The organism is Arthrobacter sp. SLBN-122, assembly GCF_006715165.1.
Classification (GTDB): domain Bacteria; phylum Actinomycetota; class Actinomycetes; order Actinomycetales; family Micrococcaceae; genus Arthrobacter.
This window is the reverse complement of sequence record NZ_VFMS01000001.1, coordinates 1,350,878-1,375,343: the sequence shown is the minus strand read 5'-3', so window position 1 is coordinate 1,375,343 and position 24,466 is coordinate 1,350,878. Positions and strand designations below refer to the sequence as shown.

Here is a 24,466-nt window from a genome sequence, read left to right as displayed (position 1 = left end):
TTGGCGGGTTGGGCGTACCTTTTGGCAGGGCTGATGACCATGGACGCGCTGCTTCTGGCGCTGTGGGCCATGGAAGTCGACTGGGGCAAATACTGGCGGCGGAAGTAGCCACCCGCCAGCCCGTCACGTCCCGGCTCGGGTGTACTGCCGGTCAAGCCCGCTGCTGCCGGCTGACCATCTCGTTGATCCATGCAGGCGCGTACGGCGACGTGCAATTGGGCGGCGTGGGGTAGTACTTCAGGACGCCCAGGCGCTCGCCGATGTCCAGGGCCCGGACCCGGAGATCAGCGTGTCCAATGCCAATCCGTGCGAGGGTGGTGTTCATTGACCACTGCAGCCGGCCCGGAGCGTCCTTCATCTGCGCTTCAATGGTGTCCAGGAGGCCCGGCAGATCCAGTCCATCGGGTTTCCTGGCCACCCGGTCGGCGGTCAGCTCCCACCCGGCACTTGCCACCCGTTCGTCGGGATCAGCCATCCAGGCGAGCCGCAGTGCCTCGGCGTGAGGAGTCTTTTTGACCACGTAGTTCACCAGCCAGTCCTGCAGTTTGGGTGCGCCCGACTCGCGGAGCATGGTGTCGAGTTCGTCCGGACCAAAGTCTTTCGGGCGGCAGATCAACACTGCCAGCAGCCGGGCGGCCGTGTCACCGGCAGCCCAAAGATCCAGGGCGAGGTCCTGCTGGGTCTTCAAACGCCTGGCGATCTCCCGCAGCCGGGCGAGGTTGACGCCGTGGTCATCCCCGCGCTTTTGATTGGCCCCGCGCACATGTGGGTCCTCAAGCGCCGACAGCTCAGCGAGGACAGCTTCAAAAACTGCCCGGGTCATGCCAACTCCAACCGCATGAGTACCCGTGGGAAGCCGTTCAGCACCGATTGGGTGTCCGCCGCCTTGGTGAAGCCTGCGTCCTCGAACAGTTTCCGGGTGCCCACGTAGGCCATGGTGAGGTCAACCTTGCTGCCCTTGTTGTCTACGGGATAGCCCTCGATGGTGCGTGCTCCGTGGGAGCGGGCCATGGCCACGGCGCCGGCCAGGAGATGGTGCGAGATACCTTTGCCGCGGTGGCCGGGACGGACGCGGAGGCACCACACGGACCAGGCGTCCTGGTCGTCGACGTGCGGGATTTTTCGGTTCCGGGCGAAACTGGTGTCCGCACGTGGATGGACCGCTGCCCACCCGACTGGTTCGCCGCCGTCGTACGCCACCACCCCGGGCGGCGGATCCTGAGCCACCAGCTGCCGGACCAGCTCCCCGCGCTCTTCAGCACGGAGGGCAACGTTCTGTTTGGAAGGGATCCGGTAGCTGAGGCACCAGCAGACCGTGGCGTCAGGCCGCTTGGGCCCCAACACTGCCTTCACGTCCTCGAAGTTCGTCGCCGGGTGCACCTCAATGGCCATGCGGCCATCCTAGTCTTCCGGTAGCCTGCCGACGCTCCATGCCGCGACCTTGCGGACATCAACCCTGGTTGCCTGGAGGGGCACCCTGACACCTCCGGAAAGCAGGACTGGCCCCAGGAAATGGATGTACCGTGGCTGGCCTCCAGTGCGGATATCGGCTGCATCCGCCCCGGCTTCCCACGAGTCGAGAACCCCGGCGATGGCCCAGCTGCCGATCCGCACCTGGTCATTCTGGCGCTGGGTCCACGAATGCTCCGACACAGCCGACCCCGAAATGACGGCACCGTCAACCACCACGGTGAGTTCCAGGGTTGCGTCGGGGCCTGTCCCAAAGACCGAGTCCAACAGCAGCAGGAGGCGGGGATCCGTCCCGTCGTCCGGGGTTTCCTGATCCGTCCCGTGGTCCATGCCCGTCCCTTCCCTCGTTGGGTTGGAGTTGAGCGCCCTCCCCATCAGCCTAGTTTCCACCCTGTTGGCAATTATGGTGCCTCACTACACTGGAACCCATGACCCAGCAGGAACCGGGCAAGGCTGCTGCGGGTCCGGATACCGCCGGCACCTCCCCGCGCAGTCCAGCCGAACGCTCCCGGACCTTCACCGGCATCCTGGTCAACACCGCCCTGGCCAACATCACCACCAGCTACCTGTGGTTCGCCCTGACGTTCTGGCTATACCTGGAGACGCGCAACGTGATCGCCACCGGCGTGGTGGGCGGCGCGTACATGCTGCTCATTGCACTCTCCAGCATCAGTTTCGGCACCTTCGTGGACCGGTACCGCAAGCTGGCCGTGATCCGCTTTGCTGCCGGCTTCACGCTGGTGATGTTCGTGCTGTCAGGGGTGATGTTCCTGCTGACGCCGGCCACGTCCCTGCTGGATCTGGGGGGCCCGTGGTTCTGGGTCTTCACCCTGGTCATCCTGATCGGCGCCGTGGTGGAGAACCTGCGGAACATTGCCCTCTCCACCACCGTGACCATCCTCATCGAACCGGAGCGCCGCGCCAACGCCAACGGGCTGGTGGGGATGGTGCAGGGGCTGATGTTCGTCGTCACCTCCCTGCTGTCCGGATTATCGGTGGGGCTGCTGGGTATGGGCTGGACCATTGCCACCGCCCTGGTGCTCACAGCGGGGGCCTTTGGCCACCTGCTGACCCTGCGGATGCCCGAGGAGGTGCGGGCCGCTGCAACCGACGCGCACGGCGGGTTCGACCTCCGGGGCTCGCTCGCTGCCGTGCTGGCCATCTCGGGGCTGTTCGCGCTGATCCTGTTTTCCACGTTCAACAACTTCATCGGCGGCGTCTACATGGCGCTGATGGATCCGTACGGGCTGGAAATGTTTTCCGTGGAGATGTGGGGCGCCGTCTTCGCGGTGGGATCCACCGGGTTCATCATCGGCGGGGCCCTGATCGGCAAGTTCGGGCTGGGCGCCAATCCCCTGCGGACCCTGCTGGCTGCGGTGGCGGCCATGGGCGTGATCGGTGCGGTGTTCACGCTGCGGGAGTGGGCGTGGCTTTACATCCTGGGGATCTGGCTGTACCTGGTGCTGGTCCCGTTCGTGGAGGCGGCGGAACAGACCGTGATCCAGCGGGTGGTTCCGTTGGAGCGGCAGGGCCGGGTCTTCGGCTTCGCCATGGCATTCGAGTCAGCTGCGGCGCCCGTGACGGCGTTCCTGATCGCCCCCATTGCCCAGTTCTGGATCATTCCCTACGCGCGGTCCGCAGACGGCGCGGCGCGGCTGGCCCCGCTGCTGGGCGAGGGCACCTCGCGGGGCATCGCCCTGGTTTTCCTGGCGGGCGGCATCATCATGATCGCGGCCGCCCTGCTGGCCTTCCTGACGCCGGTCTATCGCCGCGTCTCGGATTCCTATGCGCAGGTGGCGGCAGAGGCGAAGGCGGCCGGTTAAACGCCGAACGCCCCGGCCAAAAAGTGCCAGGGCGTCCGGTCAAACGGCGCGGAAGGTGATGGCGCGTCCTAGACGCCCAGGGCTTCCTTGAGGCGGGCGACGTGGCCGTCGGCCTGCACCTGGTACTGGGCCAGGGTGACTTTTCCTTCGGGGTCCACCACAACCGTGGAGCGGACAATGCCCTCGTGGATTTCGCCGTGGACCAGCTTCTCGCCCCAGGCGCCGTAGGCCAGGGCAACAGTGTGGTCGGGGTCGGAGAGCAGCGGGAAGGTCAGGGAGAAATCGCCGGTAAAGCCGGAGAGGGCTTCCTGGGCATCCGGGGAGATGCCTACAACCTCGTAGCCCTTGCCCTGGAGGGATGCCAGGCTGTCCCGGAAGTCGCAGGCCTCGGTGGTGCAGCCGGGGGTGGCGGCCTTCGGGTAGAAGTAGACAATGACGTTCCTGCCGCGGAAGTCGGCCAAGGAGGTCTCCCGGCCCTGGGCGTCCCGGAGGGTGAATTCAGGAGCCGGGGTGCCGGGCTGAAGCTTGGTGGTCAGGGTGGGGCTCATGGCGTTCCTTTGTAAGACTCGGTCAGTGATGGCCAAACATCAAGTGAAGCGGGTTGCCGCTTAGTGATACAAACCAGCGCGTCATATGCAGTATTCCGCCGGTCCACGAACGGCTGCGTGCGGACCCGGCACAAACTGGTATCCGCCGCCGCGGACGGTGGCCACGGCATGGCGGGCGTTGCCCAGTTTCTTGCGGATCCTGCCCACGTAGACGTCGATGGATCGTGCCGTGGCGCCGGGAAAATCCAGCGATTCCAGGAACTCCTGCAGTTCCTCGCGGCCCACCGTCCGGGACAGATGGGTCACCAGGTAGCGCAGCACTTTGTATTCGACTCCGGTCAGGGCCACGGGCCTGCCGTCCAGCAGGACGGTGTCCGCGGCGAGGTCCACGGCGACCCGGCTGACGGGGCCGGCCGACGGCGGCAGGCGGGTGCCGCCGTCGTCCTTTGAAAGTGCCGGGCCGGCTGCCTCCGCCGCGGAAGGAGACGGAGAGGAGTCGGCTGCGTCTCCCTCCGCGGCGGACGTGGGGGCTCCGGCGGCAGGCCAGTGGACTTCCGCCTCCGGAGCAGTTTCGAGGGCCCTTGCCAGGACCATTTGGGCGGCGTGGCGCAGGATTTCCGGGCTGGTTCCTTCGGCCGGGACCACCCATACGGCGAGTCCGCGGGCGGCAGCTTTGGGTGGGGCCACCCGCGGACGGTACGCCGTCCTTGGATGGTGGACTTCCACTGCCATGGCGCGTCCCTAGACGCCGCCGCGGCGGATCAGCCTGCCCGTTGGGGTCTGGCCGTCCACTGCGGCACCGCGGAGGAAGGTCTTGCGCACCACACCGGACAGCGCTTTGCCGTCGTACGGGGTGATCGGGTTCTTGTGCTTGAGCTTTGACACGTCCACCACGAACGCCTCGTCCGGCGCGAAAATGGCGAAGTCCGCGTCGTAGCCCAGCGCCAGCTGCCCCTTGTTCGTGAGGCGGGCCAGGCTGGCGGGCTTCGCCGCCATCCAGGACACCACCTGCTCCAGCGGGATCCCGCGGTGCCGGGCCTCGGTCCAGATCAGGGACAGGCCCAGCTGCAGCGAGGAGACTCCGCCCCAGGCCACGGCGAAGTCGCCGTTTTCCAGGTCCTTCAGGTCCAGCGTGGAGGGGGAGTGGTCCGAGACGATGCAGTCGATGGTGCCGTCCTGCAGGCCCTGCCACAGCAGTTCGCGGTTGGAGGCCTCGCGGATGGGCGGGCAGCACTTGTAGGCGGTGGCACCGTCCGGAATTTCCTCGGCCATCAGGGTGAGGTAGTGCGGGCAGGTTTCAACGGTGAGCTTCACGCCGTCGCGCTTTGCGGAAGCGATCATGGGCAGCGCGTCCGACGACGACAGGTGCAGGATGTGCGCACGGGCACCAGTCCAGCGGGCCCGTTCGATGACCTCGGCGATCGCCTTGTTCTCGGCGCCGCGGGGGCGGGAGGCCAGGAAGGTCTGGTAGTGGTCACCGCCGGGGTGCGGGGCGCGGTCAATGGCGTGCGAGTCCTCGGCATGGACGATCATGAGGGAATCGAAGGACTTCAGCTCGGCCATGTCCTCCTCCATCTCGTCCGCGTCCAGATGCGGGAACTCGTCCACGCCCGAGTGCAGGAGGAAGCACTTGAAGCCGAACACGCCCTCGTCATGCAGGGGGCGCAGGTCGGCCTTGTTGCCGGGGATGGCGCCGCCCCAGAATCCGACGTCGATGAACGCCTGGTCCTCTGCCACCTCGCACTTGAGCTTGAGGTTTTCCACAGTGGTGGTGGGCGGGACGGAGTTCAGCGGCATGTCGATGATGGTGGTCACGCCGCCGGCCGCCGCTGCCCGGGTGGCGGAGGCGAAGCCTTCCCACTCGGTGCGGCCCGGCTCATTGACGTGGACATGGGTGTCCACCAGGCCGGGCAGCAGGGTTTCGTCGTCGGCGAGTTCAATGACTTCAGCACCGGCCAGGCCGTTGCCCAGCGGTTCGATGGCCACGATCCTGCCGTTCCGGACGCCCACTTCACGGGGTGCGATGCCGGCGGTGGTGAGGATGCGCCGGCCCCGGATGACCAGGTCAAAACGTTCTTCAGACACGGAGGTCCTCCTTGGTACTTGCGGTGGCGGGCCTGTTGGCCGCGAGTCCCGCACTGATCTGGGTGCCCAACTGCTCCAGCAGCGGTCCTGCCTCTGCTATGCACCTGTTTACATCGCTTTCCAGCGCCGTCAAAGCGTGGATGTCCTCGAATCCGGCGGCAGCCGCCTGGCCGTGGTCCAGGGTAGTCCGGCCGCAGACGGCGACGACGGGAACGCCCTGGGCGGCGGCGGCGCGGGCGACACCCATGGGGGTCTTGCCCAGCAGGCTTTGCTCGTCCAGGCTGCCTTCGCCGGTGATCACCAGGTCGGCGCCGGCGAGGCGGTCCGCCAGCCCGGTGAATTCAAGGACGACGTCGATGCCCGGCCGCCGCGTGGCGGCCAGGACAGCGATGGCGGCGTAGCCCACGCCACCGGCTGCCCCGGCTCCGGGAGCCTCGGCAGCCTTGACGGCGCGGAATCCGATTTCCCTGGCCAGGACTTCGACAAACCTGACCAGGGCGGCGTCGAGCATGCCGACGTCTTGTTGCGTGGCACCCTTTTGCGGGCCGAAAACCGCAGCGGCGCCCTGGGCGCCCAGCAGCGGGTTGTCGACGTCGGATGCCAGCACAAAGCGGGTGTCCACCAGCCGGGGCTCGAAATCGGTGAAATCGATGCTGTGCAGGTTTGCCAGCGCAGCCCCGCCCGGTGGCAGTTCGTTGTTCCTGCTGTCCAGGAACCTGGCGCCGAGCCCCTGCAGGAGCCCGGCGCCGCCGTCGGTGTTCGCGCTGCCGCCCACGCCGAGGATGATCCGGCGGCAGCCGGCATCCAATGCGGCGCGGATGAGCTGGCCGGTCCCGAGGCTGGTGGCGTTGGTTGCGGCTGCCGAATCCGGCCGGCCACCGTTTTGCACGCCTGGCACCAACGCGAGCCCGGACGCCATCGCCATCTCGATGACGGCTTCGTGGCCCCGGACGGCGAAGTCGGCTTCCACTGGTTGTCCCAGCGGACCGGCGACCGTTGCGCTCCGGCGGGTGAAACCGGAGCCGACGGCGGCGTCAAGGGTGCCCTCGCCGCCGTCGGCCACCGGAATCCGGACCACCTCAAGGTTCCCGCCCGCCCCTCGCTGCAGGCCCTTTTCCAGGTGGCTGCAGACTTCCGGAGCGGAGAGCGATCCCTTGAACTTGTCCGGGGCAATAACCACGCGCATGGTTATGCCTGCAGGGCCAGGATGGCGGTGGGGGCGTCCGCGGCGGTCTCCGCCAGTTCCTCGAACTCGTTCACGGCGTTGATCTCCACGCCCATGGAGATGTTGGTGACCTTTTCCAGGATCACTTCCACCACCACGGGAACCTGGAACTCGCCCATGAGCGCCTTGGCCTTGTCGAACGCTGCGGCGAGGTCGTTGGGATCCTCCACGCGCACGGCCTTGCAGCCCAGGCCCTCGGCCACCTTCAGGTGGTCCACGCCGTAGCCGCGTGCGTTTTCGGACAAGTCCGCGCTGTTGACGTTGTCGAACGCCAGGGACACGTTCTGTTCCATGTTGAAGCCGCGCTGGGACTGGCGGATCAGGCCCAGGTAGGAGTTGTTCACCACCACGTGGATGTACGGCAGGTTGAACTGCGCGCCCACGGCCAGTTCCTCGATCATGAACTGGAAGTCGTAGTCACCGGAGAGGGCCACCACGGTCTGCTCCGGGTTGGCGCGCACGACGCCGAGGGCTGCCGGGGCGGTCCAGCCCAGGGGGCCTGCCTGCCCGGCGTTGATCCACTTGCGCGGGCCGAAGACGTGCAGCATCTGCGCGCCGGCGATCTGGGACAGGCCGATGGTGGACACGTAGGTGGTGTCGCGGCCGAAGGACTTGTTCATCTCCTCGTACACGCGCTGCGGCTTGATGGGGATGTTCTCGAAGTGCGTCTTGCGGTGCAGGGAGGCCTTGCGGTCCTGGCACTCGGCAACCCAGGCGCTGTAGTCCGGCAGGGACCCGGCCGCCTTGCGCTCACGGGCGAGCTCAACCAGCCCCGACAGCGCCGCGCCGGCGTCGGACGCGATGCCCAGGTCCGGCGAGAACACGCGGCCGATTTGGGTGGGCTCAATGTCGATGTGCACGAACTTCCGGCCGGCCGTGTAGGTCTCCAGGCCGCCGGTGTGGCGGTTGGCCCAGCGGTTGCCGATGCCGATCACGAAGTCGCTCTGCAAGTAGTTCTCGTTGCCGTAGCGGTGGGAGGTCTGCAGGCCCACCATGCCGGCCATCAGCTGGTGGTCGTCCGGGATGGTGCCCCAGCCCATCAGCGTGGGGATGACCGGAACGTTCAGGGTCTCGGCCAGTTCCACCAGCTGGGCGGAGGCGCCGGCGTTGATGATGCCGCCGCCGGCCACGATCAGCGGGTGCTTGGCGGCGAGGAGCATGTCCAGGGCCTTTTCCAGCTGCTTGCGGGAGGCCTTGGGTTTTTCGACGGGCAGGGGCTCGTAGGTGTCGATGTCGAACTCGATCTCGGCCAGCTGCACGTCGATGGGCAGGTCCAGCAGGACCGGGCCGGGGCGGCCGGAGCGCATCAGCTGGAAGGCTTTCTGGAAGGCGCCGGGAACCTGGCCGGGCTCCAGGATGGTCATGGCCATCTTGGTGACGGGCTTGGCGATGGACTCGATGTCCACGGCCTGGAAGTCTTCCTTGTGCAGCTTGGCCACGGGGGCCTGGCCGGTGATGCAGAGCATGGGGATGGAGTCTGCCCAGGCGGCGTAGAGGCCGGTGATCATGTCGGTGCCGGCGGGGCCGGAGGTGCCGATGCAGATGCCGATGTTGCCGTCCTTGGCGCGGCTGAAGCCGTCGGCCATGTGGCTGGCGCCTTCAACGTGTCGGGCCAGGGTATGGCGGATGCCGCCGTGGGCGCGCATTGCGGAGTAGAAGGGGTTGATGGCAGCGCCTGGCAGGCCGAACGCCTCGATGGCGCCTTCCTTTTCCAGGATGGCCACCGCTGCATCAACGGTACGCATCTTGCTCATTGGGTGCTCCTTGAAAGCTTGGGAAGTCTGTTTTTGGGTGTGCTGAAGTGCGCCCACGAACCGTCGTGGGGCACTTTGGGGGTGGCCGCCGTCGTAATTGACGACGGCGGCCGGCGTGTCTGTGTCGAAGTGCCCCGTTATGGAGGGGCTGGTTTGCCTGCTGCCGGGGTTACTTGCGGCCGCTGAGCTGGAGGACCTGCTTGAAGAGTCCGGAGTGGTCCAGCGCGCCGTCGCCCTGGTTGACGGTGGCGGCGACGAGCTGTGCGACGACGGCGCCGAGCGGGATGGCGACGTTGGCTTCGCGGGCGGCGGAGGTGACGATGCCCAGGTCCTTGTGGTGCAGGGCCAGGCGGAAGCCGGGGTCGAAGTTGCGGTCCAGCATCTTCTGGCCCTTCTGGTCCAGGACCTTGGAGCCGGCAAGGCCGCCGCCGAGGACCTTGAGGGCTGCGTCGGTGTCCACGCCGTAGGCCTCGAGGAAGGCGATGGCCTCGCCGAGGACCTCGATGTTGACCGCGACAATGAGCTGGTTGGCTGCCTTGACGGTCTGGCCGGAGCCGGAGGGGCCCACGTGGACGATGGTCTTGCCGACGGCGTTCAGGACGTCCGAGGCGGCGTCGAAGTCGGCCTTCTCGCCGCCCACCATGATGGAGAGGACGGCGTCGATGGCGCCCTGTTCGCCGCCGGAGACCGGGGCGTCAAGGGGGCGGATGCCTGCTTCCTTGGCCTCTGCCGCGAGGCGGACGGCGACGTCGGGGCGGATGCTGGAGGCGTCGATCCACAGGGTGCCCTGCTTTGCATTTGCGAAGACGCCGTCCTTGCCGCTGACCACGCCCTCGACGTCGGGGGAGTCCGGCACCATGGTGATGACGACGTCGGCATCCTTCACGGCGTCAGCGATGCTCGAGGCGCCCTTGCCGCCTTCAGAGACGAGCTTGTCGATCTTGTCCTGGCTGCGGTTGAAACCGGTGACGGTATGGCCGGCCTTGACCAGGTTGATGGCCATGGGCAGGCCCATGATTCCGAGTCCGATGACTGCAACGTTGCTCATGATGGTTCTCTTTCCTGAAAGTCTTGTGTGGTCTTTGCTGCTGTGCGGCTAAGGCCTAGCGGGAAGCGTGGTCGCGGATGGCCCAGCTGAAGGCCGTCTCCTGCGGTTCCTTGTACTCGAGGCCGATGTAGCCCTCGTAGCCGAGTTCGCGGCTGCGGGCGATCCATTCACCGAGGGGAAGTGTGCCGGTGCCGGGGGCGCCCCGGCCGGGGTTGTCGGCGATCTGGATGTGGCCGAAGTCCTTGGCGTGGTTCTCGATCACGGCCGGGACGTCGTCGCCGTTGACGGCCAGGTGGTAGAAGTCGGCGAGGAGCTTGATGTTTCCGACGCCGGCCTCCGCCTTGACGCGGGCGATGACCTTGAGTGCGTCGTCGGCGCTGAGGAGGGGGTACCTGGGTGCGCCGCTGACCGGTTCCAGGAGGACCGTGCCGCCGATGCGGGCGACGCCTTCTGCCGCTGCAGCCAGGTTCTTGACGGCGAGCTCGTCCTGCTCCTCCGGAGTGAATTCTTCCTGCCGGTTGCCGTAGAGGGCGTTGAAGGCCTTGCAGCCCAGGCGCTCGCCGATGCCGGCCACGACGTCGATGTTGTCCTTGAACTCGGAGCAGCGCCCCTTCCAGGAAACCAGGCCGCGGTCGCCGCCGGGCATGTTGCCGGCATTGAAGTTCAGGCCCGTGAGCTGGACTCCGGCGTCCGTGATGGCGTTCTCGAACTTGGTGATCTCGCTGTCTGCCGGGACCGAGGTTTCGAAGGGCCACCAGAACTCGACGGCCTCAAAGCCTGCTGCCTTTGCGGCAGCGGGGCGCTCGAGCAGGGGAAGCTCCGTGAGGAGGATGGAGCAGTTCACTGTGTACGTCATCGTAGGTCCTTCCGAGGAGGGGCTTTGATCTATCTTCCCTTGCTTCCGGCTTCCTTACCGTTTCCGCTTTGTGGAATTTAGATTCTGCTTTATGAAAAGTGTAGGGAAAGTGGGGTGGGGTAGTCAAGGGGAGCCAGTGGCAGGAGACTGGTATGAGGTAAGCCAGCTCAACAGGAATGGATACGAGCGATCATGACCGGTGCCCGTCTGCGCCTTGTGGCCTGGCTCGTTGCCCTGGCCGGATTCCTTACCGCCTGCGTTCCCGTGGCCGGATTGCAGGAGGGCGCCGCCACTCCCGCTCCCGCCGCCTCGGCGGGTTCCTCCGTTGAGGCAGGTTCGCCTGAAGACGCGTCCGGGGGTACTGCCCTGGCTGCGCCCGCGGCTCCCGTCGAGTCCGCGACGCCAATTCCGGCACCGGTCCCAGCCCAGGCGCCCGTCGCTGCCCCGGCCCCTGCGCCAGTGCCACAGCCGTTCGCCCTGAACCTGTACCGGGAGGGGGACTTTGTTCCGCAGTACACATTCGACTGGTGCGTGGCGGCGAGCATCCAGATGGCCCACAACCTCATTGATGACACAGGCGGCGGCACCTGGGCCGACTCCACGCAGCAGGGTCAATTGTGGGAGATGGCCCGCGCCCGCTCCTCCGACTCGTTCAATGGCGCCAACCCGTTCGGCTGGGCGCAGGTGCTGACGGAATCGGGGATGGGGCCTTACCGCGTGGTGAGCATTGCCGACTATGGCGAGGCGGTTCGGACGGCGGCCCGCGCTATTACTGACACGGGCAGGCCGGTAGGGCTGGTGATGTGGAGCGGGCGCCATGCCTGGGTGATGAGCGGATTCGAATCCCTCGGCGACCCCCGGCAGTTCCCTGACTTCGCCGTGACCGGCGTCCATGTCCTGGACCCGCTGTACCCGTACGGCAGCGGACAGTGGGGACCGTCGCCTGTCCCCAACAGCCTGCTCACGCCGGAGGAGCTGGCCAGGCAGTTCGTGGTCCGTGAGCCGCGCCGCTGGAGCAGCAGCCTTTCCGCGGGGTACCTCCTGGTACTGCCGGTTGCTGCCTGAGCGCCGCCAGGCGCGGGACAAAGTAGCGAGTAGCCTACTGGTAACCCCCGCGGCAGCATCCAAACATGAGGACGTCCGAGACGGATGAGCAACAGGAATATTGGCATCAAGGACGTGGCCGTGGCCGCCGGCGTGTCCGCCACCACCGTTTCACACGTCCTCAACGAGGTCTCTTACGCCAGGGTAAGTCAGGAAACCCGGAATAAGGTGCGGTCCGCCGCGGAACAGTTGGGTTATGGGCCCAACCGTCTGGCCCAGGCCCTCCGCACCCAAAGGACCGGGATGCTGGGCCTGCTCAGCGAGGACATCGCCACCACGCCCCATGCCGGAAGGATCATCATGGGCGCTGATGAAGCTGCGAGGGCGGGCGGGTACAACCTCATGGTCATCAACACGTCCGGCTCGGCCAGCCTGGAATCCCGGCAGGCCGACGTCGAGGCCCTCCTGGAGCGCCGGGTGGACGGAATCCTCTACGCCACCATGTACCACCGCAGCGTTGAGCTGCCGCCAAACCTCGGCAGCGTGCCCTCCATCCTGGTCGACTCCGTAGCGGCCGACGGTGGCATCGTCGCCGTCATCCCGGACGAAGCAGGGGGTGCCCGCGTTGCAGTGCAAGCGCTCCTTGAGGCCGGCCATACCCGGATCGGTTTCATCAACAACACCACGGACGTACCCTCAACCCGCCAGCGGCTTCAGGCCTTCCGCGCCACCCTGACTGAAGCAGGGCTCGACGGCGACGCGGCACCTGTCGAGTCCGCAGCCTCCGATGCACAGGGCGGCTATGAGGCGGCGCTGCGGGTCCTCGCGGGGGAGGAGCCGCCCACTGGCCTGTTCTGCTACAACGACCGCATGGCAATGGGAGCCTACCGCGCCGCCGCCGAGCTGGGGCTCTCCATCCCCGCCGACCTTTCAGTCGTCGGCTTCGACGACCAGGAACTGATTGCCGCCAATCTCCATCCGGGCCTGACCACCGTGGCCTTGCCGCACTATGCCATGGGAGCCTGGGCCACAGAGCATCTGATTGATGCGATAGAGGGCAAATCCGACCTGCCCCAAACGGCGGTTCGCCCGACCATTCTGGGTTGCCCGCTGGTGAGCCGCTCTTCCATCGGGCCTCCCCGGCACTAGCCCTCGGCACCACCGGGGTTGGGACACATGGGACAGGACAAGTGTCCGGCCGAGGCTTCAGTCTGCCTGTTGCTGGGTACGTCCAGGGGACAGTGACCAAGCAGCCCGCCTGAAGGAGCCCCCGGCAATGATCATTCCCAGCGTCGCAGACGGCGTTCACCTGATTACCCACGCCAACGTCAACTGCTATGTGATCGAGGACGACCACGGCGTGACCCTGGTGGACGCGGGCCTGCCCACCATGTGGCCCATGCTCACCCAGCTCCTTGAGGAACGGAACCGGCGCCCGCAGGACGTCAAGGCCTTGGTCCTCACGCACGGCCACTTCGACCACGTGGGATTCGCGCTGCGGGCCCACCGGCAGTGGGGAATCCCGGTGCTGGTACATCAGGGAGATGCCAGGCTCGCGGCGCATCCCTACCGCTACAAGCCACAACGGAACAGGTTCCTCTACCCGTTCACCCACCCCAAATCGCTGCCGCGGCTCGGCAGCATGGCAGCGGCAGGTGCCCTGGCCGTCAAGGGCATCTCCGACACACAGCCGCTGGGCACCGGGGTCGCGGACGGACTGACTGGCCGTCCCGCCGTCGTCCATACTCCCGGCCACACGGACGGGCACTGCATCCTCCACCTCCCGGACCGGGGCGTCCTCCTCACCGGCGACGCCCTGGTGACCTTGGACCCCTACACCGGAAAGGCCGGTGCGCAGATCGTGGCCTCCGCCGCCACCAAGGACACAGGACAGGCGCTGGCATCCCTCGAGGCCATCGCCGCCACAGGAGCCACCACGCTGCTGCCCGGGCACGGCGAGCCCTGGAAGCAGGGGGCGGAAGCCGCGGTGAAGCAGGCACTGAAGATCGGCGCCCACTGACGGCGGCAGCCCGCAACACAAATGCAGAAAAGGGTCCCCGGCGCTCAACTGCGCCGGGGACCCTTCTGCCAGTACGGGCGGCTAGTGCGTCAGGTCCTTGCCCCTGGTCTCCGGGATGCTGAAGACGAACGCGGCGCTGACCACCAGCAGCAGCACGGCGTAGACGTTGAACACCTGCGGGGCACCCAGCGAGGACCCGAGCCACTGCTGCAGGTAGGGCGCGGTGCCGCCGAACACGGCCACGCAGATGGAGTACGGGACGCCCACGCCAACGGTGCGGATCGACGTCGGGAACAACTCTGCGTACACGGCCGGGACGATGGCGGCGCTCGCGGCAATGAAGACGAGCATCACGGACATGCTGACCGCCAGCTGCCAGGCGGAATCCTTCAGCAGCCAGGTCATGGGGAAGTGCATGACGGCGGAGCCGATGGCGCCGGCCCAGAGAACCTTCTTGCGGCCGATCCGGTCCGAGAGCTTGCCCCACACCGGCAGGGCGGCGATGAATACGATGTTGGCAATGACGCCGGCCCACAGCGCCTCGCCGCGGTCGATCTTCAGGGCAGTGGTGGCGTAGCTCGGGGCCACCACGCCCCAGATGTAGTAGATCACCGTCAGGCCCACCGTCAGTCCGATGACCTGCAGCGCCTGCTTGCGGTAGCGGACGATCTGCGGCCAGATCGGGGCGCGCCGTTCCGAGGTGGCTTCACCTTCAAAGGCCTCGGTTTCGTGCAGCCGCGACCGCATGATCAGCGCATAAAGGCCCATGGCGGCGCCAATCAGGAACGGGATCCGCCAGCCCCACGCGTTCATCGCTTCGGTGCTCAGGCTCATGTTCAGGACGGCGCCCAGCAGGGTGCCGAAGAGGATGCCCACGGTCCCGGAGGTGTAAATCAGGGTGGCCCAGAAACCGCGGTGCTCCTTGGGGGCCATCTCGGACAGGTACGTTTGCGACGATGGCAGCTCACCGCCGTGCGCCAGGCCCTGCACCAGCCGTGCCACCAGCAACATCAGGGAGGCGAACGCCCCGACGCTGGCGAAGGTGGGGGCGACGCCGATCATCAGGCTGCCCAGTGAGGCGAGGCCGACGGCGAGGGTCATCGACGTCTTCCGGCCCACGCGGTCGCCGATCCAGCCGAAGAGGAAGCCGCCGAACGGCCGGGCGACGAAGCCGACGGCGAAGATCGCCAGGGTGGACAGGACGGCCGACGCGGGGTCCGCCTTGCTGAACAGCTGGCTGGCGATGAAGGGGGTGAACGTGGCGTAGATGGCCCAGTCGTACCACTCAACGGCGTTGCCGATGCCGGTGCCGATGACGGTTTTGACGGTGGACATGCGTCCAGTCTGTGCCTTGGTTGCTGCAACGGACATGGTTTTCTTCCTGGTCGGTTGGGTCTGGGGGGATGCCGGTGGAGCTGCTGCCGGCCTTAGGCGGGCTGTGAAAGTGCGGCCAGCCGGGAGATGGCGAGTTCCGCATAGAGGGCGGCCCCGTCAGCCAGCACGCCGTCGTCGAACGTTGCGTACGGTGAGTGGTTGAACGGCGAGGTTGCCGGATCGCCGCCCGGAGCGACGGCGCTGAGCCCCACGAACGTGCCGGGCACCTCCTCGAGGACCCGGGAGAAATCTTCCGAGCCGCTGAGGGGAGTGGCCCAGCGCGAGAGGCGGCGCTCGCCGAAGAGTTCGCTGATCACCTTTTCGGCGGTGTGGGTTTCGTCCTCGTTGGTGATGGTGAGGGGGTATTCCTGCAGGTAGTCGACGGCGGCCTCCACCCCGTGCGCGGCCGCGATTCCCTTGAGCAGGCGCGGCACGGCCTCCATCATCTTCAGGCGCGATGCTTCGGAGAACGTCCGGATGGTGGCCTCGATGCGGGCCGACTCCGGGATGACGTTCCGCTTGGTGCCGGCGTGGAGGACACCCACGGACAGGACCACGGGATCGAACATGTTGAACTGCCTGGTGACCATCACCTGCAGGGCCGTCACCATTTCAGCGGCCACCGTGACGGGATCCTTCGCTGAATGCGGGGCCGAGCCGTGGCCGCCGGCGCCAAGCACCGTGACTTCCAGGCCGTCCGAGGCGCTGAGCATGACGCCGGGCTTGGTGCAGAAGGTGCCGTGCGGCTCGAGCGAGGAGAACACGTGCATGCCGTAGGCCGCCTGGACGCGGGGTCCGGCAGCGTCGAGGACGCCTTCGCGCAGCATGTAGCTGGCACCGTCGAAGCCTTCCTCACCCGGCTGGAACATGAGGACCACATCGCCGTGCAGCTGGTGCCTCTTCTCTGCAAGGAGGGTGGCGGCGCCGGCGAGCATGGAAGTGTGAAGGTCATGGCCACAGGCGTGCATGGCACCCTCGGCTTGCGAGGTGAAGTCCACGCCGGTCTTTTCCTGGACGGGGAGGCCGTCCATGTCGGCGCGGAGCAGGACGGCCGGGCGGGCCGTCGTGTCCCCTGCAGCCTCCTGCTTCCCGGCGTCCGGGTGCCCGCCGCGCAGGACCGCAGTGACTGACGTCGTGTCCTTGCCCAGGGTGATCTCGTACGGAAGTCCGTCCAGCGCCTGAAGGACCCGTTCCTGGGTGCGGGGGAGGTGAAGGCCGATTTCCGGCTGCCGGTGCAGGTCGTGGCGGAGCCTGGTGAGGTCTTCCTGCAGGTCCTTGGCGTCATCGGTTATGGGCACGTGTCACTCCTTGGAAATGGGCATCGGGGCTTGGGGACTATTCTGAAGTGGCGTGGTTCACATGTAGCGAAAGCGCAGGAAGTATTCAAAATATGCTGTTTCAGGGCAGGATTCATAAATAAGCAAAGGAAGCGAAAATGGAGCTCAGCGAGGATGATCTTGCCCTGATCCAGGTCCTGCAGGCCGCGCCGCGCCTCGGCTGGGCGGATGCTGCCAAGGTGCTGGATGTGCATGCCACCACGCTGGCAGCCCGCTGGGAACGGCTTGCCGCCAGCGGCGCCGCATGGGTGACGGCACACCTCGCGGGCGACCCGAAGCAGATGCTCCTTGCCTACGTGGCGGTGGACTGCGAGATGAACCGGCGGGACAGTGTCACGGCGGAACTGGCCGCCGTTCCGGAAATCATCACCGTGGAGGAGGCGGCCAGCAACCGCGACCTGATGCTGACGGTGATTACGCGGTCACTGGAGGAGTTCAGCGACAAGGTCGTCAGGCGCCTGAAGGCAGTTGAGGGGCTCACCAAATACCAGGTGGCCCTCTGTACCCGGCTGCACAGCAGCGGTGACGACTGGCGGCTGAATGTCCTGAGCCGTTCACAGCTGGCCACGCTCCGGACGCTTGCCGCCCCGGCTGGTCCGGCCTCCGTTCAGCCGGCGCAACTTCCGCAAAGCCACCTCGACCTGCTGCCGTTCCTTGCCAGGGACGGACGCGCAACGGCTGCCGACATCGCCCGCTCCCTTGGCCGTCATCCGGCAACGGTGCAGCGCCAGCTGAACCGGGTGCTGGCAAGCGGCATTCTGTCGTTCCGCTGCGAAATCGCCCAGCGGTACTCGTCCTTCCCGGTGACGTGCCAGTGGTTCGTCAACGTACCGGCGGGGCAGCATGAGGCGGCTGCCGCCGGGATCCGCACCATCAGCAATGTCCGGCTGAGCGCCTCCACCACAGGGCCCACCAACTTCGTGATCATCATGTGGCTGCACACGCTCGCCGACGTCATGTCCGCCGAGCTGGCGCTGCAGCAGAAGGTGCCCGGCATTGAGATCGTGGAGAGCGCGGTGATGCTGCGGACGGTCAAGCGCGTGGGCTGGATGCTGAAGGAAGACACGACGGCGAGTGGCGCCGTCGTGCATGGCGGAAGCCTGGGCGCCGCGGAGTGAAGCGGCAAGAGCAGTAAGGAGCCAGGGGCGCCGGCCCTGGCTCCTTACTTTGTGGGTGCGGGCGACTAGGGACTAGTGCCCGTGATGGTCCACTTCCACTACGGCGCTCTCCTCCCAATCAGTCCAGTCGGACCAGTGTCCGCCGTGGTTCTGAACACGGAAGGAGACGAGTTGGTAGACCTCTTCAACCTTGCGGTCATGTTTGCGGTCATCCATTTCGAGATCTTTACAGTCGTCGTGGTTATTCATCGCGTAGTCATGGCGTCCATGGTCGTCGCCGAAATCCACGTATCAGTGAATAGTCGTTGCGTCGTCATGACGGTCAAAGTCCACGCTGACCGTCCTTTCCGCCAGGCGGTCGTCGTGGTGATGACCTCGTTCGTTCTCGTAGATCCACTGGCGGATCTCGACGGACTTTTCGCCGTTGCAATCGACCTTAATACTGAAGTCGACTTTGTCGCCGCTGAGGTCCTCTGGATCAAGCGGGTCGACCGTACAGCCGTAGCGGCTGGTTTCGGCATTGGCCGGTGCGGCCAGAGCCAGGAAACCTCCGAACATACCTAATGACAGAACCGGAACCAGGGCCACCTTTGCCCGGGTCGAGTGGTTTTTTTGCGTGTTGGACATATTTCTCGTTGCTCCTCAAAGGGTGCCATTCACCTTTGCGGGCAGCCTTAAAGCCGTCACATCATGAGCATTTTCGCTGATTCAGCGTGGCGGCACTGCCCACTGCCCGCCCCATTTAACGGCCAGCCCGGAAATGCGGGCGGCTTCGACTCCGGACCCTTCCGGGGTAGTCCGGTCGTTTAATCCTCCGCCTGTGTCCAACACTGTGCTAGGGGGAGGCTTACCCTACTTGCGCAGAGATTTCAAGGGCCCGCGAGGGTACGGCTGTGGACCGCGACCGTTGTCCGGATGGTACTGCACACTGTCCCTATGACATTTGCCAATGTGGGAGTACTTGGAACCAAGCCCGGCCAGCGCGACGCCCTCGTGGCCATCCTGCTGCGACCCAAGACCGGAATGAAGGACGCGGGCTGCCTGCTCTATGAGGTGGGCATCAACGATGACCTGCCGGACACCGTTTTCGTTTCCGAACTGTGGGAATCGGCGGAGGCCCACCGGGCATCGCTGGAACTGGACAGCACCAGGGCCGCGATCGCCGAGGCGATGCCGCTGCTGTCCGGGGAGATGGGAGGCCATCGGTTCACGGTGCTGGGGTCACCCCTGCGCTGACCGTAGCCACCTGACTTCCGGCCCACCATTGTTGCCCCTCCTGATCCAGGGCTATGCTCTCGGGCATCGACTGGATACCTGGAAACGGGGTAAGGGGACACACATGAAGCCACTGCCTGCACTTGAGCTTGTCACCCGTCTTGAGGAAGCTGAATGGCTGGACCCGCTGGCCAAGAGCGTTCGGAAAGCCGTCAAGAAGGTCATCAAGCCACAGTGGGCCCGCGACCTCCTGCATGGCGTTCCCATCGGCCACCCGGTGCACCCCCTTGCAGTGCAGGTCCCCATCGGCGCCTGGCTCTCGGCCGGTGTCCTTGATGCCGTTCCGGGTGGTGAGAAAGCTGCCAGGTTGTTGATCGGTGTGGGTACCGCAAGTGTGCTTCCCTCTGCGCTGGCCGGACTCACCGACTGGACGCAGCTGCATCCACAGCAGCAGAGGGTGGGACTGGTGCATGCAGCGGCCAACGTCACGGCAACCGGGCTCTACATTGCGTCACTGGTCCAGCGGGCCAGGGGCAGCCAGGGCAGCGGCAAGGTACTTGCGTATCTGGGGCTTGCCACAGTCAGCGCCGGCGGTTTCCTGGGCGGACACCTCACATACCGGCAGGCCGCCGGCGTCAACCACAGCGAGGAAATCCTGCACCGTTTTCCGTCCGGCTGGCATCCGCTGGCACCGCTGACCGAGCTGCCGGAGGGCGGCCTCCATAAGCGCGAGGTCGCGGGGATTCCATTGCTGGTCCACCGTGAAGGCGGCACCGTCAACGTGCTGTCCGACGTCTGCAGCCACCTGTCCGGGCCGCTGCATGAAGGCAAGATCAAAGACGTAGCCGGGGAAGCGTGCGTAGTTTGCCCCTGGCACCGGAGCACTTTCGCGCTGCGCACGGGGGAAGTGAAGGCCGGTCCCGCCACTTCCCGGCAGCCTGTTTTCGAGACCCGCGTGAGTGGGGAACTCGTGGAAGTGTGCCTGCCCGGGGCAGACGGGTAGAGAAGGACATTCGGCCCTACTGGCTGCTCCAGGGCGGGGGAAAACTGGCTTCATGGCGAGGTCCATTGGAGTGACATTGTCAGGGCCACACGTGCTTTGGCTTGGCCCCGGAGGCTTTGGGCTTCCCGCGGCGGGGCTCTCCATGCCGTTCCATCCAAGGCAGCCGAATGGAGTGCATGTACGGTGAGTGACCTTCGGCAGGACGTTGCGGCTCTCTATAAAACACGCAAGGGGTCTGTCGACTTCGTGGATGTTCCTCCGCTGCTCTTCGCCCTTGTCCAGGGTCAGGGGGACCCTGACGGGCCGGCATTCGCCGAGGCGGTCCAGGCGCTGTTTACGGTCAGCTACGCAGCGCACTTCGGGCTCAAGAAGCAGTCCGGCGAGGTGACAAAAGTAATGCCCCTGGAAGCCTTGTGGTGGTTTGAGGACCCGAACCATGCGGAGAATGAGGAAGGTGTGGCCGCTAACTTTACGGGACTATCAGGCATTGCCCGGGAGTCATGGCGCTGGCAGGCCATGATGCTCCAGCCGGAACCTATCGATGAAGCCTTTCTGGAACGGGCCCTGGACGACTCCCGTCCCAAAGGCCTTCCGGGCTTGGCGTTGGTCCGCTTCGAACGTTGGGAAGAAGGCCGATGTGCCCAAGTGCTCCATATCGGTCCCTACGCGGACGAAGGTCCCACTATTGCGCGACTGGACGCTGCCATCACGGAAGCCGGACTAAAGGTCCGGGGGCGCCACCACGAGATTTACCTGGGTGATCCCCGGCGCAGTGCACCGGAAAAGCTGCGCACCCTGATTCGCCACCCGGTGGTGTGAGAGGGCGATGATGCGGATTTCGGAACCACGGGAGATTGCCTCCGGAGTGATTCTCATGACCACAGGTTCCGGGCCGATGGCCTCAAATCTCTACTTGGTGAGGTCCGGTTCCGCGTGGGTGATGGTTGATTGCGGATGGGCGGGCAGCGCGGAACCGGTGCGCGCTGCGGTGGGAAGAATTCTCGGACCCGGCAACGCCCCCGCAGCCATCTTCCTGACGCACATCCATCCGGACCACTCCGGCGCAGCCGGAGCCCTGGCGCGGCTGTGGGGCGTCCCGGTGTTCGTCCACCAGGCCGAGCTGCCTATGGCTTCCGGGCGGTACATCCCTGAGTTTTCCATGCCATTGGACAGGTGGTTCATCGCCCCGTTCCTGTGGTCCCTGCCGGCACGGGCACGCCGGCGGATAGAAGCGGCAGGCGACATTACCGACGTGGTGCAGAGCCTTCCCCCGGACGGGAAAGTGCCTGGCCTGCCCGAGTGGGCTGCCGTCCCCACCCCTGGCCACACCGCCGGGCATGTAGCATATTGGCGCTCCAGCGACGGCGTCCTGATCACCGGCGATGCTGTTGTGACAGTGAACCTGAATTCGATCGGCGGAATCCTGTTCGGGGTGCCGGATCTGTCCGGACCGCCCCGGTACACCACGTGGAACTGGAAACTGTCAAAGGACTCGGCTGCGCGCCTGGCGGAGCTGGGCCCCCGGTTGCTGGCACCCGGCCACGGGCCGCCGCTGGCCATGGGGGTTGTGCCCCGGCTACGGGCTCTGGCTGCCGGGGAGCGCGCTCAACGGATCCCACTTCGTCGCCGCATTGCGGGAGGGCCCGAGGCAGCATAGGCAACTGGGTCTGCGAACTACGGTTCCCAGGCATCAAGCCCCGGCCAGGACGACCGGGACCTGCCGTATCGGGCCGCTCAGCTTGGTGCGGTGGCCCAAGCACCCTTTCGCAGCACCCCGGCCAGGTTCAGGTCCTGATCAACCAGGACCACATCGGCGGGCATCCCGGGCCGCAGATCGCCTGCCTTGGCTGAAAGCCCCAGCACGGCGGCGGGGACGGCGGTCGCGGACGTCACCGCATCCCGCAGGGGAACACCAGCAGCAACGGTGGCCCGGACGACGTCCAGCAAAGTGCTGGTACCACCGGCGATGGCCCCCGTGTCATCCACGCGCGCCACGCCTCCGCTGACTGTCACCGAGAGGGAACCCAGCCGGTACCGCCCGTCGTCCAGGCCGGTGGCGGCCATCCCGTCGGTTACCAGGGCGATGTTCTCCGCACCCACAAGGTCGAACACCAGCTTCATAGTTTCCGGGGCCAGGTGCACGCCATCGGCAATGAGTTCCACCACTGCTTTTCCAGCTTTTGCCGCGCTGAGGCTGGCCGAGACAGGGCCGGGGGAGCGGTGGTGCAGGGAAGGCATGGCATTGAACAAGTGCGTTACCGTCGGGCGGTTCCTCCCGGTGGAATCGCCGGACGGGTCCAAAGCCGCCGCCGCGCGCGCCAGGAAGGCTGAAGCCGTCGTATGGTCCGCCGCGGTGTGGCCCAGCGAAGGAATGATGCCGCGGGCGGCGAGCTGGCCAGCAAGTTCGGGGGCGCCGGGCAGCTCGGCCGCCAACGTCATGGAGGCCAAGGTTGGCCCTGCTGCGGCCAGCATGCGGGCCACCACATCCGGATCTGGTTCCAGGAGCAGGGCGGGATCGTGCGCGCCACACTGCTGGCCCGAGAGGAAAGGGCCCTCCAGGTGCGATCCGGCAATCAGCCCCAGGCTTGCCAGCTCCCGCAACATCCCAAGGTTCCGGACCAGGTGGCCGGGCTCTCCGGTGACCAGGCTGGCCACCAGCGTGGTGGTTCCACGGCTGTGCAGGTAGCGTGCAGCACGCTCCGCGCCGTCGGGATCGCCCTCGGAGAAATCCGAACCATAGGCGCCATGGCAGTGCACATCCACCAGGCCCGGCAGCAGGACGCGGCCGGCGGCTGCGTCCGGCGGAAGTACCCCGGGGAAGTCCTCCGCCGGTCCCGCGAAGGTGACCAGGCCGCCGTCGGCCGCCACCAGTCCGTCCGCGATATCCAGCGATGCGGTGACAATACGGCCGCGAAGAAACAGTTCATTGCCCATCGTTTACTGTCCTTCGTTCGTCGGTTGCATCAGCGGCACGGCGGACACGGCGGCAGCCATGCGGGCGGCCAGGCCGTGGTCTGCGGCGCCAGCCCGGTCCCCGCCCCCGTACCGGGGCCGCGCCGAGGTGTGCACGGCATGGACTCCCGCTTCAAGGAGCGACGGTACCAGCGCCAGGGTGACACCCCCGCCTGCCATGATCTGGACCGAGGGAGCACTCCGGCGTCCCTGCTTCACAATCCTGCCAAGCATCTCCAACCCTGCTGCGCAGTCGAGGCCACCACCGCTGGTGAGGACCCGGTCCACCCCGGCCTCCTCCAGCCGGGAGAGCGCCTCGGCGGGGTCCAGGCCGGCGGCCAGGGCTGCGTCGAACGCGCGGTGGAACGTGACTTCGGCGTCCGGCCTCACGGCCCGCGCTGCTGCCACGACGCGCCGGAGTGCCTGAACATCCGGGCCGCCGTCCGATGCCAGGACACCTACCACCACGCCCGCGGCTCCGGCACCCAAAGCCGCAGCGGCATCGCGCTCAATGACATCGAGCTCGCCGGGTGAATAGGTGAAGTTGCCCGGCCGCGGACGCACCAGGACGTGGACGGGAAGGCCCAGCCCGCACGCCTGCTCGATGGTGCCGATGCTTGGCGTGATGCCCTCCGTCTCCGCCAGGGCGGCGCAAAGTTCAACCCGGGCCGCGCCCACGGCGGCGGCCAGCCGGACGCCGTCGCCGTTTTCCACGGCAAGTTCCAGCTGCGGGCGGCGGACAGCAGCGGGTGTGCCCTGGCCCATGCTCAGAGCCCCTGCCACGCCGGCTTCCGTCCGAAGGTGTCCGTGTAGTAGTCCCGGTGGGTCAGCCGCGAGGCTGCGGCCTCGTCCACCAGGACCGAGACGTGCGGGTGCAGCTGGAGCGCCGACGCGGGGCAGTTGGCGGCGACAGGGCCCTCGACGGCGGCCGCGATGGCCTCGGCCTTGGCCTCGCCCATGGCGAGCAGCAGCAGGTGCCGGGCTTCGCGGATGGTGCCCAGCCCCTGGGTCAGCACGTGGTCCGGGACGGCGTCCGCGGAGTCGAAGAAACGGGCGTTGTCCTGGCGCGTCTGGCGGGTAAGGGTCTTGATCCGGGTGCGCGAGCCGAGCGAGGACATCGGTTCGTTGAAGCCCACGTGCCCGTCCGTGCCGATGCCAAGGATCTGGAGATCCACCCCTCCCGCAGCTGCAATCCGCGCCTCGTACTGCTCTGCCTCGGCCTGCAGGTCTTCCGCCATGCCGTCCAGGCCATGCACCGCGTCGGCGCCGAAGTCCACGCTTGCCGTGAATTCCTCGCGGATGACCGAGTGGTATGACTGCGGATGCCCGGCGGACAGTCCCACGTATTCGTCCAGCAGGAACGCCTGGGCCTCTGCGAAGCTCAGGCCGCTTCTGCGGTGCCGTTCGATAAGTTCCTGGTAGGTGCCCAGTGGCGTGGACCCGGTGGCCAGGCCCAGGACGGACGGGCCGCGGCGGACCTGGTCCTCGACGGCGTCCGCGGCCGCGCGGGCGACCTCGGCAGGGGTGGGGAGAATGATGATTTCCATGCGGTCTGGGTGCTTCCGGTTGCAGTTGCGGGAGATGAGGATGAAGG

25 protein-coding genes and 1 pseudogene are annotated in these 24,466 nt (G+C 66.6%); 9 read left to right on the top strand and 17 right to left on the bottom strand.

What is annotated here, in order from left to right; genetic code table 11:
• Nucleotides 1–151: 151 nt before the first annotated feature.
• The 3 genes from FBY36_RS06485 to FBY36_RS06475 are packed head-to-tail and all read right to left on the bottom strand — an operon-like array spanning nucleotide 152 to nucleotide 1,800.
• Entirely contained in the window at nucleotides 152–823 is a 672-nt protein-coding gene (locus tag FBY36_RS06485; protein WP_142117899.1) for a DNA alkylation repair protein, read from the bottom strand.
• Nucleotides 820–1,392, bottom strand: a complete 573-nt coding sequence (locus tag FBY36_RS06480) for a GNAT family N-acetyltransferase (RefSeq protein ID WP_142117897.1) — start codon at nucleotides 1,390–1,392, stop codon at nucleotides 820–822. Before FBY36_RS06480 ends, FBY36_RS06485 begins: the two co-directional genes overlap by 4 nt.
• 9 nt (nucleotides 1,393–1,401) lie before the next feature.
• A complete protein-coding gene (locus tag FBY36_RS06475) occupies nucleotides 1,402–1,800 on the bottom strand; it encodes a hypothetical protein (RefSeq protein ID WP_142117895.1) in 399 nt (132 codons plus the stop codon).
• Nucleotides 1,801–1,898: 98 nt separating this feature from the next.
• Between FBY36_RS06475 and FBY36_RS06470 the strand changes: the two genes are divergently transcribed.
• Complete coding sequence (locus FBY36_RS06470) at nucleotides 1,899–3,293, top strand: MFS transporter (protein WP_142117893.1); 1,395 nt, start codon at nucleotides 1,899–1,901, stop codon at nucleotides 3,291–3,293.
• Between the two features lie 68 nt (nucleotides 3,294–3,361).
• Here the strand turns inward: FBY36_RS06470 and bcp are convergent, their stop codons facing one another.
• The 7 genes and pseudogenes from bcp to FBY36_RS06435 all read right to left on the bottom strand — a co-directional run bounded on the left by bcp (nucleotide 3,362) and on the right by FBY36_RS06435 (nucleotide 10,809).
• Nucleotides 3,362–3,841: a thioredoxin-dependent thiol peroxidase gene (bcp, locus tag FBY36_RS06465; RefSeq protein WP_142117891.1), complete on the bottom strand. Its 480-nt coding sequence runs from the start codon at nucleotides 3,839–3,841 to the stop codon at nucleotides 3,362–3,364.
• 81 nt (nucleotides 3,842–3,922) lie between these two features.
• Nucleotides 3,923–4,573, bottom strand: a complete 651-nt coding sequence (locus FBY36_RS06460) for a winged helix-turn-helix domain-containing protein (protein WP_142117889.1) — start codon at nucleotides 4,571–4,573, stop codon at nucleotides 3,923–3,925.
• A 9-nt stretch (nucleotides 4,574–4,582) separates the two neighbouring features.
• Nucleotides 4,583–5,926 (bottom strand): allantoinase AllB, encoded by a 1,344-nt coding sequence (allB, locus tag FBY36_RS06455; protein WP_142117887.1) that lies wholly within the window; start codon nucleotides 5,924–5,926, stop codon nucleotides 4,583–4,585.
• Nucleotides 5,919–7,112 carry a glycerate kinase gene (locus FBY36_RS06450; RefSeq protein WP_142117885.1) on the bottom strand — a complete coding sequence of 398 codons (1,194 nt, stop codon included), beginning with the start codon at nucleotides 7,110–7,112 and terminating at the stop codon, nucleotides 5,919–5,921. The genes allB and FBY36_RS06450 overlap by 8 nt, the downstream gene beginning before the upstream one ends.
• Before the next feature lie 2 nt (nucleotides 7,113–7,114).
• A complete protein-coding gene (gcl, locus tag FBY36_RS06445) occupies nucleotides 7,115–8,905 on the bottom strand; it encodes a glyoxylate carboligase (protein WP_142117883.1) in 1,791 nt (596 codons plus the stop codon).
• Nucleotides 8,906–9,074: 169 nt separating this feature from the next.
• Nucleotides 9,075–9,968: pseudogene (locus FBY36_RS06440) on the bottom strand (2-hydroxy-3-oxopropionate reductase); the annotation flags it as partial.
• A gap of 40 nt (nucleotides 9,969–10,008) precedes the next feature.
• A complete protein-coding gene (locus tag FBY36_RS06435; RefSeq protein ID WP_142117879.1) occupies nucleotides 10,009–10,809 on the bottom strand; it encodes a hydroxypyruvate isomerase family protein in 801 nt (266 codons plus the stop codon).
• Between the two features lie 192 nt (nucleotides 10,810–11,001).
• Here FBY36_RS06435 and FBY36_RS06430 point away from each other — a divergent pair, with 192 nt between their 5' ends.
• From FBY36_RS06430 to FBY36_RS06420, 3 genes are all read left to right on the top strand, one after another.
• Entirely contained in the window at nucleotides 11,002–11,874 is an 873-nt protein-coding gene (locus tag FBY36_RS06430; protein WP_142117877.1) for a hypothetical protein, read from the top strand.
• 84 nt (nucleotides 11,875–11,958) lie between these two features.
• The gene (locus tag FBY36_RS06425) at nucleotides 11,959–13,002 is read left to right on the top strand and encodes a LacI family DNA-binding transcriptional regulator (protein WP_142117874.1); all 1,044 of its coding nucleotides are present in this window, start codon (nucleotides 11,959–11,961) and stop codon (nucleotides 13,000–13,002) included.
• Nucleotides 13,003–13,129: 127 nt separating this feature from the next.
• On the top strand, nucleotides 13,130–13,873 hold the full coding sequence (locus FBY36_RS06420; protein WP_142117872.1) for an MBL fold metallo-hydrolase: 744 nt from the start codon (nucleotides 13,130–13,132) through the stop codon (nucleotides 13,871–13,873).
• A gap of 81 nt (nucleotides 13,874–13,954) precedes the next feature.
• Here the strand turns inward: FBY36_RS06420 and FBY36_RS06415 are convergent, their stop codons facing one another.
• The gene (locus FBY36_RS06415) at nucleotides 13,955–15,244 is read right to left on the bottom strand and encodes an MFS transporter (protein WP_142117871.1); all 1,290 of its coding nucleotides are present in this window, start codon (nucleotides 15,242–15,244) and stop codon (nucleotides 13,955–13,957) included.
• Between the two features lie 56 nt (nucleotides 15,245–15,300).
• Nucleotides 15,301–16,545, bottom strand: coding sequence for a M20 metallopeptidase family protein (locus tag FBY36_RS06410; RefSeq protein ID WP_142117869.1), 1,245 nt, complete (start codon nucleotides 16,543–16,545; stop codon nucleotides 15,301–15,303).
• Nucleotides 16,546–16,682: 137 nt separating this feature from the next.
• Here FBY36_RS06410 and FBY36_RS06405 point away from each other — a divergent pair, with 137 nt between their 5' ends.
• Nucleotides 16,683–17,702, top strand: a complete 1,020-nt coding sequence (locus tag FBY36_RS06405) for an Lrp/AsnC family transcriptional regulator (protein ID WP_142117867.1) — start codon at nucleotides 16,683–16,685, stop codon at nucleotides 17,700–17,702.
• Between the two features lie 72 nt (nucleotides 17,703–17,774).
• On the opposite strand, the gene FBY36_RS20550 is transcribed toward FBY36_RS06405, so the two are convergent.
• Together FBY36_RS20550 and FBY36_RS06400 are read right to left on the bottom strand one after the other, a co-directional pair.
• A complete protein-coding gene (locus tag FBY36_RS20550; RefSeq protein WP_160141881.1) occupies nucleotides 17,775–17,918 on the bottom strand; it encodes a hypothetical protein in 144 nt (47 codons plus the stop codon).
• A 75-nt stretch (nucleotides 17,919–17,993) separates the two neighbouring features.
• A complete protein-coding gene (locus FBY36_RS06400; RefSeq protein ID WP_142117865.1) occupies nucleotides 17,994–18,329 on the bottom strand; it encodes a hypothetical protein in 336 nt (111 codons plus the stop codon).
• A 309-nt stretch (nucleotides 18,330–18,638) separates the two neighbouring features.
• Here FBY36_RS06400 and FBY36_RS06395 point away from each other — a divergent pair, with 309 nt between their 5' ends.
• From FBY36_RS06395 to FBY36_RS06380, 4 genes are all read left to right on the top strand, one after another.
• Nucleotides 18,639–18,938, top strand: coding sequence for a putative quinol monooxygenase (locus FBY36_RS06395; protein WP_142117863.1), 300 nt, complete (start codon nucleotides 18,639–18,641; stop codon nucleotides 18,936–18,938).
• A 103-nt stretch (nucleotides 18,939–19,041) separates the two neighbouring features.
• On the top strand, nucleotides 19,042–19,920 hold the full coding sequence (locus FBY36_RS06390) for a Rieske 2Fe-2S domain-containing protein (RefSeq protein ID WP_142117861.1): 879 nt from the start codon (nucleotides 19,042–19,044) through the stop codon (nucleotides 19,918–19,920).
• Nucleotides 19,921–20,103: 183 nt separating this feature from the next.
• Nucleotides 20,104–20,739 (top strand): GyrI-like domain-containing protein, encoded by a 636-nt coding sequence (locus tag FBY36_RS06385; RefSeq protein ID WP_160141880.1) that lies wholly within the window; start codon nucleotides 20,104–20,106, stop codon nucleotides 20,737–20,739.
• Between the two features lie 55 nt (nucleotides 20,740–20,794).
• On the top strand, nucleotides 20,795–21,577 hold the full coding sequence (locus tag FBY36_RS06380; RefSeq protein WP_235008742.1) for an MBL fold metallo-hydrolase: 783 nt from the start codon (nucleotides 20,795–20,797) through the stop codon (nucleotides 21,575–21,577).
• A 77-nt stretch (nucleotides 21,578–21,654) separates the two neighbouring features.
• Here FBY36_RS06380 and FBY36_RS06375 read toward each other — a convergent pair whose 3' ends face one another.
• From FBY36_RS06375 to nagB, 3 genes are read right to left on the bottom strand one after another with little or no spacing between them, the layout of a single operon-like run.
• Nucleotides 21,655–22,854, bottom strand: coding sequence for an N-acetylglucosamine-6-phosphate deacetylase (locus FBY36_RS06375; RefSeq protein WP_142117857.1), 1,200 nt, complete (start codon nucleotides 22,852–22,854; stop codon nucleotides 21,655–21,657).
• Between the two features lie 3 nt (nucleotides 22,855–22,857).
• Entirely contained in the window at nucleotides 22,858–23,655 is a 798-nt protein-coding gene (locus FBY36_RS06370; RefSeq protein ID WP_235008741.1) for a copper homeostasis protein CutC, read from the bottom strand.
• Complete coding sequence (nagB, locus tag FBY36_RS06365; protein ID WP_142117855.1) at nucleotides 23,640–24,419, bottom strand: glucosamine-6-phosphate deaminase; 780 nt, start codon at nucleotides 24,417–24,419, stop codon at nucleotides 23,640–23,642. The genes FBY36_RS06370 and nagB overlap by 16 nt, the downstream gene beginning before the upstream one ends.
• Between the last annotated feature and the right edge of the window lie 47 nt (nucleotides 24,420–24,466).